Source organism: Facklamia sp. P13055 (assembly GCF_050409445.1).
Classification (GTDB): Bacteria; Bacillota; Bacilli; order Lactobacillales; family Aerococcaceae; genus Facklamia.
This window is the reverse complement of record NZ_JBNUPL010000002.1, coordinates 1-19,061: the sequence shown is the minus strand read 5'-3', so window position 1 is coordinate 19,061 and position 19,061 is coordinate 1. Positions and strand designations below refer to the sequence as shown.

The 19,061-nt window shown below is 37.6% G+C and carries 20 protein-coding genes; 8 read left to right on the top strand and 12 right to left on the bottom strand.

The window, feature by feature from the left end; all coding sequences use genetic code 11:
• Positions 1–6: 6 nt before the first annotated feature.
• From atpC to galU, 10 genes are all read right to left on the bottom strand, one after another.
• On the bottom strand, positions 7–447 hold the full coding sequence (gene atpC / locus ACQV2O_RS01170; RefSeq protein WP_428873679.1) for an ATP synthase F1 subunit epsilon: 441 nt from the start codon (positions 445–447) through the stop codon (positions 7–9).
• Positions 431–1,891 (bottom strand): F0F1 ATP synthase subunit beta, encoded by a 1,461-nt coding sequence (atpD, locus tag ACQV2O_RS01165; RefSeq protein WP_428873680.1) that lies wholly within the window; start codon positions 1,889–1,891, stop codon positions 431–433. The genes atpC and atpD overlap by 17 nt, the downstream gene beginning before the upstream one ends.
• Before the next feature lie 2 nt (positions 1,892–1,893).
• Complete coding sequence (gene atpG, locus ACQV2O_RS01160) at positions 1,894–2,832, bottom strand: ATP synthase F1 subunit gamma (protein ID WP_428873681.1); 939 nt, start codon at positions 2,830–2,832, stop codon at positions 1,894–1,896.
• Positions 2,832–4,367, bottom strand: coding sequence for a F0F1 ATP synthase subunit alpha (gene atpA / locus ACQV2O_RS01155; protein WP_428873682.1), 1,536 nt, complete (start codon positions 4,365–4,367; stop codon positions 2,832–2,834). The genes atpG and atpA overlap by 1 nt, the downstream gene beginning before the upstream one ends.
• Entirely contained in the window at positions 4,364–4,768 is a 405-nt protein-coding gene (locus ACQV2O_RS01150; RefSeq protein ID WP_258435920.1) for a hypothetical protein, read from the bottom strand. Before ACQV2O_RS01150 ends, atpA begins: the two co-directional genes overlap by 4 nt.
• Positions 4,755–5,255 carry a F0F1 ATP synthase subunit B gene (atpF, locus tag ACQV2O_RS01145; RefSeq protein ID WP_428874747.1) on the bottom strand — a complete coding sequence of 167 codons (501 nt, stop codon included), beginning with the start codon at positions 5,253–5,255 and terminating at the stop codon, positions 4,755–4,757. Before atpF ends, ACQV2O_RS01150 begins: the two co-directional genes overlap by 14 nt.
• Positions 5,256–5,282: 27 nt before the next feature.
• A complete protein-coding gene (gene atpE / locus ACQV2O_RS01140) occupies positions 5,283–5,495 on the bottom strand; it encodes a F0F1 ATP synthase subunit C (RefSeq protein WP_258435918.1) in 213 nt (70 codons plus the stop codon).
• Between the two features lie 24 nt (positions 5,496–5,519).
• The gene (gene atpB, locus ACQV2O_RS01135) at positions 5,520–6,227 is read right to left on the bottom strand and encodes a F0F1 ATP synthase subunit A (protein WP_428873684.1); all 708 of its coding nucleotides are present in this window, start codon (positions 6,225–6,227) and stop codon (positions 5,520–5,522) included.
• 434 nt (positions 6,228–6,661) lie between these two features.
• Positions 6,662–7,543: a UTP--glucose-1-phosphate uridylyltransferase gene (locus ACQV2O_RS01130; protein WP_428873685.1), complete on the bottom strand. Its 882-nt coding sequence runs from the start codon at positions 7,541–7,543 to the stop codon at positions 6,662–6,664.
• 9 nt (positions 7,544–7,552) lie between these two features.
• Positions 7,553–8,425, bottom strand: a complete 873-nt coding sequence (gene galU / locus ACQV2O_RS01125; protein WP_428874746.1) for a UTP--glucose-1-phosphate uridylyltransferase GalU — start codon at positions 8,423–8,425, stop codon at positions 7,553–7,555.
• Between the two features lie 193 nt (positions 8,426–8,618).
• Between galU and ACQV2O_RS01120 the strand changes: the two genes are divergently transcribed.
• Together ACQV2O_RS01120 and ACQV2O_RS01115 are read left to right on the top strand one after the other, a co-directional pair.
• The gene (locus ACQV2O_RS01120) at positions 8,619–9,512 is read left to right on the top strand and encodes an LCP family protein (protein ID WP_428873687.1); all 894 of its coding nucleotides are present in this window, start codon (positions 8,619–8,621) and stop codon (positions 9,510–9,512) included.
• A gap of 127 nt (positions 9,513–9,639) precedes the next feature.
• Positions 9,640–10,362 carry a TraX family protein gene (locus tag ACQV2O_RS01115; RefSeq protein WP_428874745.1) on the top strand — a complete coding sequence of 241 codons (723 nt, stop codon included), beginning with the start codon at positions 9,640–9,642 and terminating at the stop codon, positions 10,360–10,362.
• Positions 10,363–10,386: 24 nt separating this feature from the next.
• Here the strand turns inward: ACQV2O_RS01115 and ACQV2O_RS01110 are convergent, their stop codons facing one another.
• Entirely contained in the window at positions 10,387–11,166 is a 780-nt protein-coding gene (locus ACQV2O_RS01110; protein WP_428873689.1) for a threonine/serine ThrE exporter family protein, read from the bottom strand.
• A gap of 241 nt (positions 11,167–11,407) precedes the next feature.
• On the opposite strand from ACQV2O_RS01110, the gene ACQV2O_RS01105 reads away from it, so the two are divergent.
• Entirely contained in the window at positions 11,408–12,409 is a 1,002-nt protein-coding gene (locus ACQV2O_RS01105) for an ornithine cyclodeaminase family protein (protein ID WP_428874744.1), read from the top strand.
• Between the two features lie 173 nt (positions 12,410–12,582).
• A complete protein-coding gene (locus ACQV2O_RS01100) occupies positions 12,583–12,864 on the top strand; it encodes a GNAT family N-acetyltransferase (RefSeq protein ID WP_428873691.1) in 282 nt (93 codons plus the stop codon).
• A gap of 70 nt (positions 12,865–12,934) precedes the next feature.
• On the opposite strand, the gene ACQV2O_RS01095 is transcribed toward ACQV2O_RS01100, so the two are convergent.
• Positions 12,935–13,897, bottom strand: a complete 963-nt coding sequence (locus tag ACQV2O_RS01095) for an asparaginase (protein WP_428873692.1) — start codon at positions 13,895–13,897, stop codon at positions 12,935–12,937.
• 1,012 nt (positions 13,898–14,909) lie between these two features.
• On the opposite strand from ACQV2O_RS01095, the gene ACQV2O_RS01090 reads away from it, so the two are divergent.
• From ACQV2O_RS01090 to ACQV2O_RS01075, 4 genes are all read left to right on the top strand, one after another.
• Positions 14,910–15,635: a metal ABC transporter ATP-binding protein gene (locus ACQV2O_RS01090; protein WP_428874743.1), complete on the top strand. Its 726-nt coding sequence runs from the start codon at positions 14,910–14,912 to the stop codon at positions 15,633–15,635.
• A gap of 1 nt (position 15,636) precedes the next feature.
• Positions 15,637–16,521 carry a metal ABC transporter permease gene (locus ACQV2O_RS01085; protein ID WP_428874742.1) on the top strand — a complete coding sequence of 295 codons (885 nt, stop codon included), beginning with the start codon at positions 15,637–15,639 and terminating at the stop codon, positions 16,519–16,521.
• Entirely contained in the window at positions 16,514–17,653 is a 1,140-nt protein-coding gene (locus ACQV2O_RS01080) for a metal ABC transporter permease (protein ID WP_428873696.1), read from the top strand. Before ACQV2O_RS01085 ends, ACQV2O_RS01080 begins: the two co-directional genes overlap by 8 nt.
• Before the next feature lie 263 nt (positions 17,654–17,916).
• Positions 17,917–18,837 (top strand): metal ABC transporter solute-binding protein, Zn/Mn family, encoded by a 921-nt coding sequence (locus ACQV2O_RS01075; RefSeq protein WP_428874741.1) that lies wholly within the window; start codon positions 17,917–17,919, stop codon positions 18,835–18,837.
• Positions 18,838–19,061 lie beyond the last annotated feature (224 nt).

The following is a 19,061-nucleotide window of genomic DNA, read 5'->3' as shown; positions in this document are numbered from 1 at the left end:
TTCTTTTTATTGATTATGTTGATGTTTGAAAGCATCCAATTGGTTGAGTGCTTTTCGTAATTCAATTTCAGCTGAATGATAAGCGCGAATATCTTGATTGATTTCTGCTTGTTTCAGCTTATCTTCAGCCATGGACAACTCCATTTTAGTCTGGGCGTCATCAATATCTAGGGCTCGAACGGCCATGTTGGCAATAATATTAAGTTCGTTGTCCCGAATTTCCAATAGTCCACCGTTAATAGCGATATAGTCATCCGGTTTGCCTTCGACTAGAGGTGCTACGATAACAGTTGAGATGTCTAAGACGGTCATCATGGCAATATGATTGGGTAGAATGGTGATACCACCATCAATGGTTTGCACATGACATTTGCGGGCACGTTTGGTATAGACTACGCCATTAGGAGAGATAATCTGAACTTGTAGATTTTTAAGCGTTTGCGTCATCCAAATCCACTCCCATTTTCTTAGCTTTTTCAATGGCTTGATCGATATTTCCTACGTTACGGAAAGCTTCTTCAGGCAGATTATCGTAATCACCATTTAGAATACCTTCGAAGCCGTCAATTGTTTCTTGTACGGTTACGTATGAACCTGGAATACCAGTAAAGGCTTCTGCTACGTGGAAGTTTTGTGATAGGAAGAGCTGAATACGTCGGGCTCTTTTAACGGTTAGTTTTTCAACTTCACTCAACTCATCTACACCCAAGATGGCGATGATATCTTTGAGGTCTTGATAGCCTTGCAAAGTTTGTTGAACGCCACGAGCTACCCGATAGTGTCGTTCGCCAACAACATCTTCAGATAAGGCTGAAGAAGAGGAGGCGAGTGGATCAACTGCTGGGTAGATACCCTGCTCGGTTAATTTACGCTCTAAGTTAGTGGTTGCATCTAAGTGAGAGAAGGTAGTCGCTGGCGCTGGATCTGTATAGTCATCGGCTGGTACATATACTGCTTGAATGGATGTAATCGATCCTGCCTTGGTGGAAGTGATTCTCTCTTGCATGGCTCCCATTTCAGAAGCTAAGGTAGGTTGATAACCTACTGCTGAAGGCATCCTTCCAAGTAAAGCCGAAACTTCAGAACCTGCTTGAGTAAAACGGTAGATGTTATCAATAAAGAGCAAGACATCTTGATGCTTTACATCACGAAAATACTCTGCCATGGTTAAACCAGACAAAGCTACCCGCATTCTAGCTCCAGGGGGTTCATTCATTTGGCCAAAAACCATGGCTGTATTTTTAGAAACACCAGAGTCGCGCATTTCATGGACGAGGTCGTTTCCTTCACGCGTTCTTTCACCAACTCCAGTGAAGACCGAAAGGCCACCGTGTTCTTGGGTAATGTTATGAATTAATTCTTGAATTAATACCGTCTTACCGACACCGGCTCCTCCAAAAAGACCAATTTTTCCACCCTTGAGGTAGGGAGCTAATAAGTCAATGACCTTTATTCCTGTTTCTAAGATTTCGAAGTTTGAAGCCAGTTCGCTATATTCAGGCGCATCGGCATGAATGGAATGTTTGACTACATCTGGGAAGAGTTCAGGTCCATTATCGACTGTATCTCCTAAAACATTGAATACGCGTCCCAATGTAGCTTCACCTACGGGTACTTTAATGGCTTCACCTAAATCGACAACAGCCATGCCCCGTGATAAACCTTCGGTTGCTTCCATGGCAATGGTACGTACGGTGTCATGCCCAATATCAATAGCGACTTCGAGTACCACTTTTCGGTGTTGGAGAATCGTCTTTAAGTCGGATGTTTCATTTACTTCCTCAAGGTCGGTTACAACCAGGGCATGATGGATTTCTGGTGTTCCGTATTCTAAAGGAAAGGAAACATCCACGACCGGTCCGATTACTTGTTTGATATGTCCGATTCGCATACTTATTTCCTTCTTTCTTTATGTTGGGCTTGAGCACCTGCAACAATTTCGATAATTTCATTGGTTACTTTAACTTGTCGGGCGCGATTATAGCGCAACTGCAAGTCTTCAATGATTTCTTTAGCATTTTCAGTGGCCGATTGCATGGCAATCATACGTGAGAAATGTTCAGCTGTTTTGGCCTGTAAGAGGGCACCGTAGACAAAAGATTCGATATATTGAGGAACTAAGCCTTCTAATACTGCTTCCATTGAGGGCTCGATTAAAAAGACTTCCGAAATTAATTCTTTTTTATCAAAAGATGGATCAAGTTCCATACGGCGGTTTAAAGAAACTACCGGTAATAAGTTATCGACTCCAAATTTTGAATTCGTACCGGAACCTACTCCATAGTGATTGTAAGCTAAATAAAGCTCATCACATTCTTTCTCCACATAGGCTGAACGTAGTTGTCTGATGAAGTAGTGAGCTTCTTGAAAGCCCGGCTGGTCAGACAGCGGATAGTAAGAGCGAGCAATTTTGTAGCCCCGTTCGCGGCAATATCTTTCACCTGTCCGTCCTAGGGTATAAAAAACTAATTCTTGTTCTTCATCAAAGTTTTGTTCTTCAATCCACTCATCCAGCCCCTTAATTAAGTTAACATTATAGGAACCTGCTAAGCCCTTATCAGTTGAGATAAGAAAAATACCAATTTTGTTCACTTTCCGGGGAGTGATTAAAGAGCGAATTTCTGGTTTGGAAAAGTTAGGAGGGGTGACTTTTAAGGTATAGTGCAGTTGCACTATGGTTTCTCTTAAATGATCAATATAGACTTGATAAGATTGAGTCATATCCAATAAATGGTTGACTTTATTTCTTGAGACCATCTGCATAGCATTAGTTATTTTTTTTGTTTTTTCAGTAGAAGCAATATGTCGTTTGATTTCGTTTAAAGACGGCATTACTTATCACTTCCTGTTTTAGATCCTTCAGAATGAACAAGGATAAAATTATCAACAACTTTGTCTAAAATACCATTTAATTCGATTTCAGTTGGTAGGGGTTGGTTATCTTCTAATTGTCGTAAAAGCCCGGCATGATAGGTAGTAAATTCATTAGCAATTACTTCTTCTAATTGGTGAATTAAATTAACGGATACCTTATCAAAGTAACCATTACCTAAAGCGTAGAAGACGATGATTTGAACGCCAGAGCGCATAGGTTTGTGAAGGCCTTGCTTTAAAACTTCCACGATGCGCTCGCCACGTCTTAATTGGCGGGCAGTCATTTCATCGATGTCTGATCCAAAGGAAGTAAAGGCTTCTAATTCGCGATAGGAAGCTAGGTCTAAACGTAAGGTTCCTGATACTTGTTTCATGGCTTTTAATTGCGCAGATCCCCCAACCCGTGAAACCGATAGTCCGGCATTAATGGCTGGTCGAACGCCAGAGAAGAAGAGATCACTTTGTAAGAAGATCTGTCCGTCTGTAATGGAAATAACGTTGGTTGGGATATAAGCTGAGATATCACCTGCTTGCGTTTCAACAATCGGTAAAGAAGTGATCGAACCACCACCTAATTCATCCGATAATTTAGCTGAACGTTCTAAAAGACGTGAGTGTAGATAAAAAATATCCCCAGGATAGGCTTCACGCCCAGGTGGTCGTTTGAGCAAGAGGGACATTTCACGATAAGCTGCTGCTTGTTTGGATAAATCGTCATATATAATTAAGACGTGCTTTCCTTCGTACATAAACTCCTCAGCCATAGCAGTTGCCGCATAGGGAGCGATGTATAAAAGAGGAGCAGGCTTGGAAGCAGAAGCAGTCATTACAATAGTGTAATCCATTGCACCACGGTTGGTCAGAGTATTGACAATGTTTTTTACCGTTGATTCCTTTTGTCCAATCGCTACATAGATACAAATAACATCTTTGCCTTTTTGATTTAAGACGGCATCGATAGCGAGTGAAGTTTTACCAGTTTTACGGTCTCCAATAATTAATTCCCTTTGACCTCTTCCGATGGGAACTAGGGAGTCAATGGCCTTAATACCTGTTTCCAAAGGCTTTTTAACCGACTGTCTTTCCATGATGCCCGGAGCTTCTTGTTCGACGGGTCGTGTTTTGTTGGTTAAAATAGGTCCTTTATCATCTATGGGACGTCCCAAGGCGTCTACCACTCGTCCAAGCAGGGCCTTACCAACGGGAACTTCCATGGTGTGGTTCATTCGACGAATAATATCGCCTTCATGGATTTGATGGTAGGAGCCAAAAATAATTACTCCGACTTGGTCGTTTTCAAGGTTTTGTACCATGCCGATGGTTCCATCATTGAACTCAACCATCTCACCATACATGGCGTTGTCTAATCCTTCAGAAAAGGCGATACCGTCGCCGACATAAGAAACGGTTCCGATTTCTTCTAACTTCTTATCAATTTCAAAGTCGTGGATTTGTTTTAAAACATCTTTTGTAAACTTTTCGTTTGTGCTCATGAAGAAATCACCTCTTCACTTTCCGGAATATTAATTTCATTTTGCATAGTTTGCAAGATCTGTCCGCCAGAAAGCTCATAGTAGAAGCGTTCGCTTTGTAAGCGGACACCAATAATTAAGTCTGGGTTAATAATAGTGGTAAAAGAACGAATAGAAAAGCCAGTAATGCGCATGAATTCACGGGCAATTTTAAGCTTTTCTGCTTTGGTTAAGGGGATCGCTGAAGATAAAAAGAGTCGCTCTCCAGTTAACTCTTTTAAGATTTCTTGACCTTCTTCTTCATCATTAATTTCAATGTCTAGCAGTTCGAAGAGCAGGTCATCTTCATAGGTGACCTGTCGTCCTGATTTTAGGGCGAGCTCTGCTAAGTCTTCTTGTTTGTGAAGTCTACCGTTGTTCATCGAGCTCCTCCAATCGAGTGATAAATTCTTGAATCATTTGACGGTGGTCATCTTCTGAAATTTCACGACGAATGACCTTGCCTGCCATGGCAACTGCCATATGGACTAATGATTCTTGCATATTTTCGGCAAAGTTTTGTCTTTGTAGTTTTAAATCTTCTTGCGTCATTTGCAGCATTTTGCTTTGTTCTTGACGTGTTTCTTCAATCATCTTGTCGCGCAGATGATTGGCATCAATTTGTGCTTGACGAATAATTTTTTCAGCTTCTAAGTGAGCTGATTTTAGTTGTGCATCAATTTGTGATAGGGCTTCCTTGTTCTTATTCTTAGCTTCTTCAGCCGCTTGCCAATCGTCAGTAATTTTCTTCTGACGCGTTTCTAGCATTTGGTTGAAGGGTTTCCATGCGAATTTATGGATGACAAAGAGTAAAATCAAAAAGGATGCAAGCGTTAAAAGGGCTTCGCCCAGAATAATAGTAAAGTCCAATATTGACACTCCTTAAATAGTTGATGGTTAGCTAAAGATTAAGATAAAGGAAATAACAACAGCGATAATCGGAACAGCCTCAATCAGACCAACACCTAGGAACATTAAAGCTCTTAATTGTGAGTCTAATTCGGGTTGACGTGAAATGGATTCGATGGTTTTAGAAATAACCATTCCGTTACCAATTGACGCACCTAGGGCAGCGATTCCGACAGCAAGTGCAGCAGCTAATTCAGTCATATTTAAATCTCCTTTGTATTTGGATTAGTGATTAATTTTGTGTGATAAATAAACCATAGTTAAAGTGGTAAAAATATAAGCTTGGATAGCACCAATAAAGACAGAGAAGCCTTGCCAGACAAATTGTAAGGGAATGGCAATTACCCAAGTAAATGGAATGAAGACCATAGCGAATTTAGCAATCAGTCCGACTAAAACTTCCCCGGCAAAAATATTACCAAACAAACGTAAGGCCAAGGTGGTTGTATTGATTGTTTCCTCAACCAATTGTAAAGGTAATTTTAAAATGTTTGGGCGAGCGTAAAAGTTTTTAAAGTGACCTCCTAAACCATTCTTTTTAATCCCTAAAATGTGACCTGATAAAATAGCAATAATTGCTAGGGAAATGGTTACGATAGGATCAGCCGTTGGGCTTCGCCAAAATGATTCATGCTCTGTCACAATTAAAAAGGGGAGTCCGATTAAGTTTGACACAAAAACGAACAAGAAAAAGGTCAACCCTAGATTGACATAAACACTTTGGTGCTGGCCGAGGGTTGAGTCACAGATGCCTTCAACAAATTCAATGATGATTTCCATCAAAACTTGGAATTTGGAAGGATGATTGGCTGATAATCTGCGGCTAACTAATAAGCACAACACCGTGATGATGGCTACCACGACCAGGGTGGCTATCAAGGTGTTGAAGTTAAAAGATAGGCCGAGAAAACGAACAATCGGTGTATCTTCCATTCAGATTCCTTCTTTCATAAGTTTTAATGCTGATTTTACACTTATTAAACAGTTAAACTATTTTTCTAAGAAAAAAAGTAAAATTTTAGCACTTATATCCACTATAGCATAATTTTTATGACTTTCAAAAGAAATCGTAGTGCTTTGGCTTTTATAGCAGTTTAACCTTTAAGTTAACTTGTTAAAGTTTTTTAATAATTATGGAGTTATTTATTGATAGCATAGGGGATACAATCGTTTTTTATTCGCTTACATAAAACGGCATAAATTATTATTTAAGTGGTGCAATATTATACAATATAAAAACACGAATATTAGAAAAAAAATTTATTTTTATTTGTGTTTTCTGAAATTTCTTATTTATTATCGACCTCCATAGCCTTTATAATTTCTAAAATAAAAAGCAGAGTCATAAATTGACACTGCTTTTATAACTATTCATTCGCAAACTTTTCAGCTAAATTTTTAAGATAAGGGATAAATTCCTCTTTAACTTCAGGATGATCGATGGCGAATATAATAGAAGCTTTGAGCATCCCTTTAGCATCTCCTACTTCAAACCATTCGCCTTGATATTCGTAAGCTAATAGGGGATGCGTTTTTTGTAATTCAATTAAGGCGTCAGTCAATTCCACTTCACCTGTTGCTCCAACTTCAAGTTGGTCTAGGATGGAAAAGATTGTCGGTTCTAGGATATAACGCCCCGCTGCAGCCATATTTGAAGACGGTTGATCTTGTGGTTTTTCTATCATATCGAGGACTTGAAAGACGTGAGGGGTAGCTGTTTTTTCAATAGCTAAGATACCATAATTTTTGGTCTTATCAGGATCGACACGAACGCCGGCAATTACTGTTTGTCTTTTTTCCGCATAGAGATCAATAATCTGTTTGGAAAGATTTTCTCCCCTTATAATATCATCTCCTAAGAGTAGTAAGAAGGGATCATTGCCGATAAAGGCCTTGGCGTGACGAACTGCATCACCCAGTCCTCTTGGATGGTGTTGTCTGGTATAATGAATATTTAAGTTAGATGTTTCAGTGGCTAGTTTAAGGAGTTTCTCCTTCCCTTTGGCTTTTAAATTTTGTTCGAGGGTAAAGTTGGCATCAAAATGATCTTCTATTTCTTGTTTTCCTTTACCAGTAATAATTAAAATATCTTCAATCCCAGCCGCAATAGCCTCTTCAACAATGAATTGAATGGCCGGCTTATCGATAATAGGTAAGATTTCTTTAGCAATTGCCTTGGTGGCTGGCAAAAAGCGCGTGCCTAGACCAGCGGCTGGAATAACAGCTTTTTTAACTTGAACCTTAGTCATAATAACCTCCTATAAGCGCTCGTCAACAGTGGACTTGATAAATTTAATTAAGTCATCGCGTAAATCCGGAAGACTGAGACCATATTCTATTACTTTCTTCATATAACCGAATTTATTTCCTACATCATAACGATGTCCATTAAACTCCAGGGCGAAGACGCGTTGGATTTTATTCAAGCGATCGATGGCATCAGTTAATTGAATCTCGTTACCAGCCCCAGCTGTTTGTGTTTCTAATAGTGAAAAGATTTCTGGTGTTAATAGGTAGCGGCCGATGATAGCCAAATTGGACGGTGCGACTTCGGGTGCTGGCTTTTCGACAAACCGTCTCACATTATAAACACCTTTTTTGTATTGGCGCTCCGGATCAATGACACCGTATTTGGAGGTATCTTGAGGTGGGATTGACATGACTGCTAGAGTAGAGGCATGGGTATCTTTATAATTATCGATTAATTGTTTGGTCAAGGGAACCGTATCGGTCATTAAGTCATCGCCTAACATGACGACAAAAGGTTCATCTCCTACAAAATTCTTGGCTTGTAAAACAGCGTGGCCCAGGCCCTTTGGATAAGATTGACGTTTAAAGAAGAGGTTAATCTTATTAAGATCTTTGACAGTGGTTAGTAATTCTTCTTTACCTTTAGCTTCTAAGACGGCTTCTAACTCCTCATTGGCATCAAAATGGTCTTCAATGGGCCGCTTAGACCGTCCGGTCACAATTAAGATATCCTCGATACCTGATTGAAGGGCTTCTTCCACAATAAACTGAATAGTCGGTTTATTAATGATAGGAAGCATTTCTTTAGGCATGGCCTTTGTTGCAGGAAGAAACCTAGTTCCAAGCCCTGCTGCGGGGATGACGGCTTTTCTAACTTTCATAGACAATCTCCTTTGTTTGTAATCCATTTTATCATACGGCTTTTATCTGATATTCTCAAGCCATGTCAATTCTTAAATAGCCTCAAAGTTTTTAAAGTGATTAGTGATAAGTTAGTATTTTTTGTGAATTTCTAGAAATCGCCTCGTAAATAACTTATAATAACTATGCTATTATAGAAAGGAAGATGGAACAATGTCCAAAAAACTAATTAAATATATTACTGTCTTTGCTTTATTCATGACATCATTATTCACAACTACTGTGACTACCCATGCTATGGATATTAATAAGCCGTTCTCAGTCTTACTTTTAGGGATTGATACGGGCGATTTAGGTCGAACAGAAGTTGGGCGTTCAGATGTTATGATGGTTGCTACGATAAATCCTAAGGAAGAAAATATTGTCATTACCTCTATTCCTCGTGACTCCTATGTTGATATTCCTGATAGAGGAATGGATAAAATCAATCACGCTTATGCCTTTGGGGGACCAGAATTGTCAGTTGAAACAGTCGAAAACTGGTTAGATATTGAAATTCCATACTATATTACCGTTGATATGAAAGGCTTAGCTGATGTAGTTGATTCTGTAGGAGGAATTGATGTTGTTCCACCAACTTCTTTTGAAATCAGCGGTTATAGTTTTACTGAAGGTCAAGAACTACATTTAGATGGTGAGATGGCGCTTGCTTACGTTAGAGAACGCTACAATTCTGGTGGCGACTATGCTCGTCAAAAGCGTCAACGTCAAGTGGTAGTTGGTATTGCCCAATCTGCTTTAAATAAAAGCAGAGGTATTAAAGAAGTAATAGATATGACGACGGCTATTAACAAATATGTGGGGATGAATCTCAATATGTTTGATTTGGGTAAGCTAGTAATTTCACACTTAGATATGCGTCCAACGCTAACCTTTAATCAATTTGAAGGTGAAGGCTTTATGTTAGACGGCATCTATTATGATCAAATTACTGAAGAGTCCTTTAATAAGAATCAACAAATTATTAAGGACGAGTTAGACGGTAAGCTTACCAATAATTCAGAAAATGAAGAAAGCTTTAAATTAGAAAAAGAATCGGATAAATAAATGAAAACAGACAGCTAGGCATAGCATCATTGCCCCTAGCTGTCTATTTTTTTATTGTTTTAAAAGCGTTTTCTCTATATAATAAGAATAATTTTAAAAATAAATTTGATGAGTGGGTGACAATAAAATGAAGAACTTTAAAGGCTTTTTAACAGCTGGCCATTTAAAGTGGTTGGCTTTAATTTTTATGATCATTGACCATACAGCTGTTGTTCTGATCGAAATGGGCATCTTTAGACATCAGAGTGATTACAGCTATGAATTCTTAAGCCAGATGGTAAGCGTTTATGAAATTATGCGAAATATTGGGCGCTTAGCTTTTCCAATCTATCTTTATCTATTATTAGAAGGTTATCATCATACTAAAAATTTGAAGCGTTATTTTATGCGTTTGGGGTTTTTAGCAGTGATATCGGAAATACCTTTTGATTTAGCCTTTGCTGATCAAGTCTTTTATTGGAGCCATCAAAATGTTTTCATAGAATTATTGATTGCCTTAATGCTTTTTGTAAGTCTGGATTATTTTAAAGATCGTTGGTTGATGCGTTTAGTGAGTGTCGGCTTATGCTTTGGCTTAGCATATTTAACTATGGCAGATTATGACTTATTTGGTTTATTAGCTGCTTTAATTTTTTATTTTGCTTATGGTAAACGATTAAGAGAGGCGCTAGCCGTTCTGCCAGCCTTTGCTTTTGAGTATTTCATGCCCACTGTCTTTCTAAGCAGTCTATTTATTCTTTTTTATAATGGTAAGCGTGGTAGGGTTCAACAAGCCTTTCACTATTGGGCCTATCCGGGACATATTTTATTGCTTTATCTAATTAAATTAATGCTTTTTAAATCCAATTAAAAATCAGTTTTTGGCTATCGGTTTTTAGCTTAGGAAGGGCAGGAGTATTTGACTAAGAAGAATTCCTAGGGTATACCCAATAGTCAGAGAAATGATGACCATTATTGCATCAATGCCCTTGATTATACCAGCAAGATTGTTCCCTTTAAGAATATCGCGCATGGCATTGGTCGTTGAAGTTACTGGATAATTTGGCATGATCATAGCTCCTAAAATAATGCCTGGATGAATGGTTGAAGGGAAACTAGCATCAATCCATTTTACGGCTAAAGATCCTAGAGCGATGGATAAGATATTAAAGAAAAAGTCAGTGAGAAAAGTTGTTTTGCGCCAATATTCTAAAGCTAGTATGAGACAAGCAATTAGAAAAGCGACCAACATATCGATATTAGTTCCGCCAAAGAGAATGACGAAGAGGACCATAAGGATTAGGTTAATGTATTTAATTAAAAAGCCATACTTATCATCCTTGATATTTTTCATAGCTTCATAGGCTTGATCAACAGATATTGCGCCAGAAACATAGGATCTAGAAATATCATTTACTTTAGCGATGTGTTGGATATTGTTTTGTCGCTGATTTATGCGGACAATACCAGAAAAACTATATTCTGCCAAGTCTGTATCTGTTAGCGATAAAAAAAGACCGGTGGTGTTGGAATAGCTAGAAGGGGAGTCAAGGCCAGTTGTTTGAAGGATTCTCAAAGTCGTGTCTTCAACACGGTGTTCCTCGGCATTGGATTCTAAAAGAATCTTCCCAGCTAAACGTGCTAATTTAAAAACTTTCTTATAGAAAATACGCATTCAACCACCCTCCTTCTTTTTTATATTTTAGAACCTATTGCTTTAAAAGGCAAGGAGAGTCAATCAATTGGTCGAGTACTATGAGTAAAGTATAATAATTGTTAAATAATTAATTACGAAAGGACGAACCTATGGCTTATCAAGCGAAAACCAAATAAACTCAAGCTAGCATTAAAGCATTTATTCAAAGCATCGAAAAAAGAAAAGTGTCATGATACAATAATCATAAAGGGGTGATTTAATGGATCAATCAAGTTTACTGATCAATGATTCCACAATTGAGCATTTAATTACCATGGAAGATACCGTTGAAATTATTGACAATGTTTTTAAAGAATTTGCGGCTGGTCAAGTGGTTAATCCAGGTAAGGTAACTTTGGATATGGGGGAAACGGGAGGCTGGCCTTTTCATGAAGCCTTTCTTAACGCCATGCCAGCTTATTTAGGCTCTCTAAAAGTAGCAGGTCAAAAATTTGTGGGAGGTTTTGCAGGAGAACGAGCTAAAGCGGGTTTACCCTTTATTAATGCGATGATCATGCTAGTCGATGCTAGAATGGGTAATTTTATTTCAGTATTAGATGGGACACGGATTTCGAATATGCGAACCGGAGCGCAAGCAGCTGTAGCTTTAAAATATATGCTTAATAAGCCTAAGGTTAAAATGGGTATCTTCGGCGCTGGTCAACAAGCTAGACAGGTTACTCATGCCATTTCAACTGTTTTTGAGATAGTAGAATTAAGGGTTTGGAATATCCACCACGATACAGCCGAAGAGTTTAAAGAGGATATGCAAAAATATGTCCAAGGCGCCATTAAAATCTGTGAAGACGGTCAAGAGGCTTGTCAAGTAGACGCGGTCTTTACCCTAACTCCTTCTAAGGTTGCTTTAATAAAAGAAGAGTGGGTACAAAAAGGAACTATCGTTTTCCCAATGGGATCCTACCAAGAAATTGAATACGAATTGATCCATCAAGCAGATGCTATTGTGGTCGACCACGTCAGTCAAGCTCTTAATCGTGGAATCTTAAAACCTCTCTATCAGTCAGGTCAAATTTTAGAAGAAGATATCACAGCTACTTTGGCTGAACTTTCTGAGAGTCCGAGTGAAAAGATTGATCCAAAAAATCAGCGCATCATCTGTATTCCAATTGGAATCGGTGCCACGGATGTAGCTGTCGCTCACGAAGTCTATCAAAGGGCCTTAGCACAAGGAATGGGAACTTCCTTTGATTTTACCGCTTAATTATTTATTGACCAACATCCTAGAGCTTCTTTTAAGAGCGAGCAATACTTATATTTCTCCTATATTAAAAGTAGGTTAAATTGAGTCGTTTAATATTACAAACGCTTACATTTTGTTTATAATAGTTTTAAGTGACTTTCAGTTAAAAAATAGGTTTAGAAAAGAGGGTTTCGATGAAAATCGTGGATGATTCGAGAAGGTTGGTTGCAGTAGATGAACAAGAAAATACACTGGCACAGATGGTTTATGAATTAACCGAAGGCGATAAAATCTGGGTCACTCATACTTTTACTCACCCTACCAACCAGGGTAGGGGGCTAGCTGGCGAGTTGTTCAATGCAATGGTCGATAAAGCCCGGAGGGAAGGAAGAAAGATTACTTCCACTTGCACCTATGTGACCCACAAGCTAGCTAAGGATCCTGAAAAATATCAGGATGTGACGGCAGACTCTTAAGGATTTAAGCCAATAAATTAAGACCTCCCATTGATTCGTTAATCAATGGGAGGTCGTCTTTGTATTAAGCTTATAGATGGAAGGCTGAAGCAATTTCTCCTTCTATCTCCGCGTTCAAAATCGCTGATAATTTAAGTCGTGCTTTTACGCCAGAAAGTCCTTGCGCAAATATGATCCCCATTTGTTTCAATTGTTTACCACCGCCTACATAGTCATAGACATCTTCAGTGACTCCGTTAAAGGCTCGAGAAACCATCACAATAGGAATGTTTTTTTCTAACAGTTGTTGAATGGGTGGAAGTGTCTCGGGTGGAATATTACCAGCGCCTAATCCTTCAATAACTAAGCCATCAAAATTATTATCTAGGACTGTTTGAAAGAGTTCGGGCCCCATGCTGGCGTAAGTTTTAATTAAGACAACTTTTTTACTAATTGAATTAACTTTATAATATTCACGGTGCAGTGATTCTTGGAAATAAATGACCTGGTTTTTAGAAATTAATCCAATCGGTCCAAAGGTAGGTGTCTGGAAGGTTGCAACATTAGTGGTATGGGTTTTGGTCACATAAGTAGCGGTATGGATTTCTTCATTCATCACCACTAATACCCCTTTGCCGCGGGACTTCTCATCACGGGCTACAAAGATGGAAGAGCGGAGATTGGCTAAACCGTCAGATCCAATTTCGTTACTTGAGCGCATGGCTCCCGTTAAAACGACTGGAATGGGGATATCAAGGGTTAGTTCTAAGAAATAGGCTGTCTCTTCCAGAGTATCTGTTCCGTGGGTGACAACAATGCCATCATATTGATCCGATATCGATTGAATATAATTGCTAAGATTGAGCATCAATTCTTCGTTCATATGCGGTGAAGGAATATTCATTAAATCTTCCACAGTGATATCAGCGAATTGGTTAAAGAAAGAAGATTGGGTAATAATTGGGTTTTCAGATGAGGGAGATACCTTACCACTGGTTTGGTCTTCAGACATGGCAATCGTGCCACCGGTATTAATTAATAATAATTTCTTCATGCTTTCACTCCTCATGGTTGTTCTTAGAAAAGTATAACGTTTTCAAATTCAGTAAACAATCCCTACCGCTTTGATTTTAATAAGAGTTTGGTTAAAGTTATGAAAAGGCGTTAATCATTATGGGTTTATAGGAAATGAGAAAGGAAAGGATAATTGAATGGCTCACAATTATACATGGATTCGACAGGTTTCGATCCTCAATCATTTGGACGATCATTCCTTGGACGGATGATTGATTTTAATCGGCAGAACAATTTAAAATCAAAAATCCATCCCTAATTGCCAATGGGAAAGAAATGATGAAAAAGAAGGTTTTGAAGGGGTTGATCTTACTGTTGGAAAACCTTAGAAAAGCGAGGCGTTTCTCCTGTCTAAATCCAGATGTAATAGGGAAAACCTCTTTGGGCTTTTAAAAAATTTAGGGTGTTAAGGATGATAATATAGGGCGGATTTTATAATGAACTTGACACTCATTCGTCTAAGTAAAAAACGACACTGAATTCATATTATATTGAAGTGACCAATCATCAATAAAGGAGAATTCAAATGTCGCATGATTATCGGAATACACCCACGCAAAAAGAAAAGAATAAACGGATTTTCACTTATTGACTATAGGCTACAGGCCGCATAGTTACAATAAATATTGTGGCTCGTGTTTAGGGGTTCACATCAAAAATGAGTGGATTTTATGCTTATTAAGTGATTTTTAGATGTGTCTTATTGTTGACATTTTCATAAATATACCTATACTAAATTAAGTCGAATTAGACTAAACTAAAAAATTTTTATCAATAGTCTAATATCATTTTAATCACTTTAAAATAAAATTAAAAGAGGCCATCGGAGTTTAAGGATAAAAAATGGAGGGGATATCAGAAAAAGAAAAAGAACTAAATAGATGGAAAAGGTTCGTTAAAACTTTTCAATAATGAGTAATCTTTTAAAAAATAGATATTTTGCTGAAAATCTTTGGGTATCATTTTTATTAAATTAAATAGGAGGAAACATTATGAAAAATGCCATCGTCGAAGTTGAGGATTTAACTATGGCCTATCAAGAACAACCTGTTCTTTGGGATATTGACGTTAAAATTATGAAAGGATCAAGAACAGCTATTATTGGACCTAATGGTGCTGGTAAGTCTACTCTAATTAAAGGGATTCTAGAATTAGAAAAGCCCCTTTCAGGAAGAGTATCTATACTGGGAACACATTTTGATGCCATAAAAAATAAAGTCGCCTATATTCCCCAAGCCAGTGAAGTCAACTGGGATTTTCCAACCACTGTAGAAGATGTAGTCTTAATGGGGAGATATGTTCATTTAGGATGGATTAAACGGCCACGTAAAATTGATTATGAAAAGGCTCATCAAGCCTTAAAAGAAATTGGTATTTATGAGTATAAAGACCGCCAAATTTCTCAATTGTCAGGTGGTCAAAGACAGCGTGTATTTATTGCACGAGCCATTGCTCAAGAAGCAGAGATCTACTTTATGGATGAACCCTTAGCAGGAGTGGACAAGCGGACCGAAAGAATCTTTATCGACTTTGTCAAGCGAATCCAGCAAAAGGGGCACACGTCGATTGTTGTTCATCATGATTTGAACACTATTAAACAATATTTTGACCATGTGATTATTTTAAATAAACGTCTAATTGCGGCGGGACCAACTGAAGAAGTCTTTGTTCATGAACATTTAGTTAAAGCGAATATGACTTGGGGAGGCGAAATTTAAAGTGGATATTTTAACTAGTTATTCCTTTATTTTAATTGCACTTTCTACTTTTCTTTTAGCCTCTGCTTCAGGAGCAGTAGGAGCTGTGAGTGTATTTAAAAGTCAATCTCTGATTGGCGATGCAATTGGGCATGCTACTTATCCTGGGATTGTTTTAGCCTTCATGTTGACGCTCTCCAAAGATACCATGACCATGATGATCGGAGCCGTTATTAGTGGGGGAGTGGCTTACGGTTTAATTCAAATCATTGACCAACATTCCAAACTTAATTTAGATGCAATTCTAGCCATCATTTTATCATCTTTCTTTGGTTTTGGTATGGTATTAAAGAGCAATATTTCTGGCAATCCGCGTTTTAAAGGAGCTTCTCAAGCAGGGTTAAAAAATTACCTTTTCGGTCAAGCTTCTTATATTATGGAAAATGATTTAAAAATCATTTTAATTGTGGCCCTTATCTCTATTTTTATATTAATTCTCTTTAAAAAAGAAATTAAGTTGTTTGTCTTTGATGAAGTTTATGCGAAAACAGTGGGTATTAAACCTGTTATTCTTTACAGTATTATTCTGGTCATGACGATGAGTTTAATTGCTGTAGGCTTAAAACTTGTCGGAACCATTCTAATTGCTTCAATTTTGATTGTACCTTCCATTGCAGCGATGCAATGGACCCATCGTTTTGAGCGCGTTTTAATTCTTTCGGGGATCTTTGGTGGTATATCTGCCGTGATTGGAACTTATATCTCTACCAAATATAACGGTATGAGTACGGGTCCAACTATTATTTTGACCTTATCAATTATCGCATTACTTTCGATGCTTTTTGGTAAAAAGGGAATTGTTCAAAAAACACTCATGCCAAAAAAAGGAGGAGCATTCAATGATTGAGAATATCTTACTATTATTTGATATTACCTATGAATCACTGATCATTCTGGTATTGACAGCTATCGCTTGTGCAATCATTGGCTGTTTCCTTTTATTGAGAAATCTTTCGATGTTAGGAGATGCCATTTCTCATACCGTATTATTAGGAATCGTATTAGCTTATTTTATCGCTCATGACTTAACATCCCCCTTATTAATAATTGGCGCCGCTTTGATAGGCGTTTTTACTGTCTGGGGCGTCGAGAGTTTATCCAATACCGGCTTAATAAAAAATGATGATGCGGTTGGTGTTGTCTATCCGCTCTTTTTCGCCTTATCCGTTATTTTAATTACTAAATATGGGAGGAACGTCCATCTTGATACGGATGCTGTGTTAATGGGGGATGTGGGAATGGCTTCCTTAACTCGTTTGGATGTCTTTGGTATTTCGATTGCTAAATCAGCTGTTCAAATGAGTGTTATGTTACTCATAAATATTTTGTTTATTGTACTCTTCTATAAGGAATTGAAAATCACAACCTTTGATGCCCAATTTGCCCAAGTGGCTGGGTTTACCCAGATTATGCTCTTTTATGGTTTGATGTTGTTAACTTCAATCACAACGGTTGTCGCTTTTGATGCGGTGGGGGCCATTCTTGTTATTTCCTTCTTAATCGCACCAGCTGCTTCAGCCTATCTCATTGTAAAAAAATTAAATCATATGCTTTTGATAGCCAGTCTTTATGCAATTTTTAACTCCGTTTTGGGTTATTTTATCGGCTTAGGCTTAAATGTTTCACTCTCTGGTATGACAGCCACCATTGCAGGAATCACGTTTGGATTGACTTTCTTGTTTAATAAAAATGGATTCATTACTCAAATGGTCCGTAAGATTCAACAAAAAAGGACCTTAAAAGAAGAATTATTTATTATGCATCTGGCAAATCATAGGAATACAGTCAATGAATTGAGTGAAGTTGGCTTCCAATCAATAAAAGAGCATTTACAATGGCCCCAAGAGCAAATTGAAAAAGTAGCAAACCGTTTAATAAAAAATGACGAAGTTTTTCATGATAATTTGAATGCTACTTATCAACTAACTTCAAAAGGTCAAGTAAGAGTAAAATCTCTTAAAGAAAGGTATAATCTTTAATTCAGTCCTCTAACGCCAATCTGTTTGCGCATAAGAATCCATGTCCATTACTAGGACGTGGGTTCTTTTAATATTGAAGATATAAATGAATAAAATAAGGAATCTTTGGTAAAAGTTTACAAAGTTAATTATCCTTTATCAAAAAAATAAGGAAAAATCTTTAATTAGTTTAGATTCGTCTAAAATTCTGTTGACATGTAATGATTACTATTATATACTTACCTTACAAAAATAATTAGGGTAACCTAAAAAGGAGATATAGTATGAAAAAGTTTATTAAGTTTCTGTTCGCAATGGCATTGTTTATGGGGTCATCCGTTAGTTTAGCTTCGAGTGTTGCAGCTGAAGAAAAACCAATGGTTACTGTAACCACCTCATTTTTAGGAGATATGGTAAAGAACTTAGCCGGAGATCTGGTAACCATTGAAATGATTATTCCAGCAGGGGAGGATCCGCATTTGTATGAGCCAAGACCTCAAGATTTGCAAAAATTAAAAGAAGCTGATCTTGTTTTATACCATGGTTTGCATTTTGAAGGAAAAATGATTGAACAATTAGAACCAATTGGTGTGGCAGTTTCAGAAAATTTTGATTCGAATGAGGTCGGAGTAATGGACGATGATGGGGGAATGGCTGTCGATCCTCATTTCTGGTTTGATTTGAATCTCTATCAACAAGCTACTCAAAGAGCTTCTGAAGCCCTAATCGAGTTAATACCAGACAATGAAGCTGAAATTATGGAGCATACCGATAAGTATATTACGCAATTGAAAGAATTAGATAAAGAATTAGAGGAAAAAATTGCTTCAATTCCAGAAGAAAGTCGCTTCTTAATTACCCCACATGATGCTTTCAATTATTTCTCAAGAGCTTATAATATTCCAGTACGTGCTCCTCAAGGGGTAACAACCGATTCTGAGGTTTCTAATAAAGATATTGATGATACTGTTGATTTTATTGTTGAAAATAAAATTAAAGCAATCTTTGCTGAATCAACAACCGATCCAGCACGGATGGAAAAATTAAAAGAAGCTTGTGCCTCTAAAGGTTTTGAAGTGAAAGTTGTTAGTGGAGAAGGTCAAGAACTTTTCTCTGATTCATTAGCACCTGAAGGTCAAGAGGGAGATACATTTATTGATATGTGTCGTCATAATGTTGATTTAATTGTAAACAATTTAAAATAATAACTTAAATGCGATTCGACCTAAAATATACCGAGGAATTCTCGGTATATTTTTTTTGTATGGTTAACTCAAAATCTTATTTCAGTAAAGCCTTGAGAGATAAACTTATGGGCTTTATGAACATATAAATAGATTTATAGATCAAGCTTAATATATAGCGTAAAATTTTTTGTGTAAGCTCCGAGACTCCCTAGAAAAAGAGACCTCACTTATGTAAGATTGTA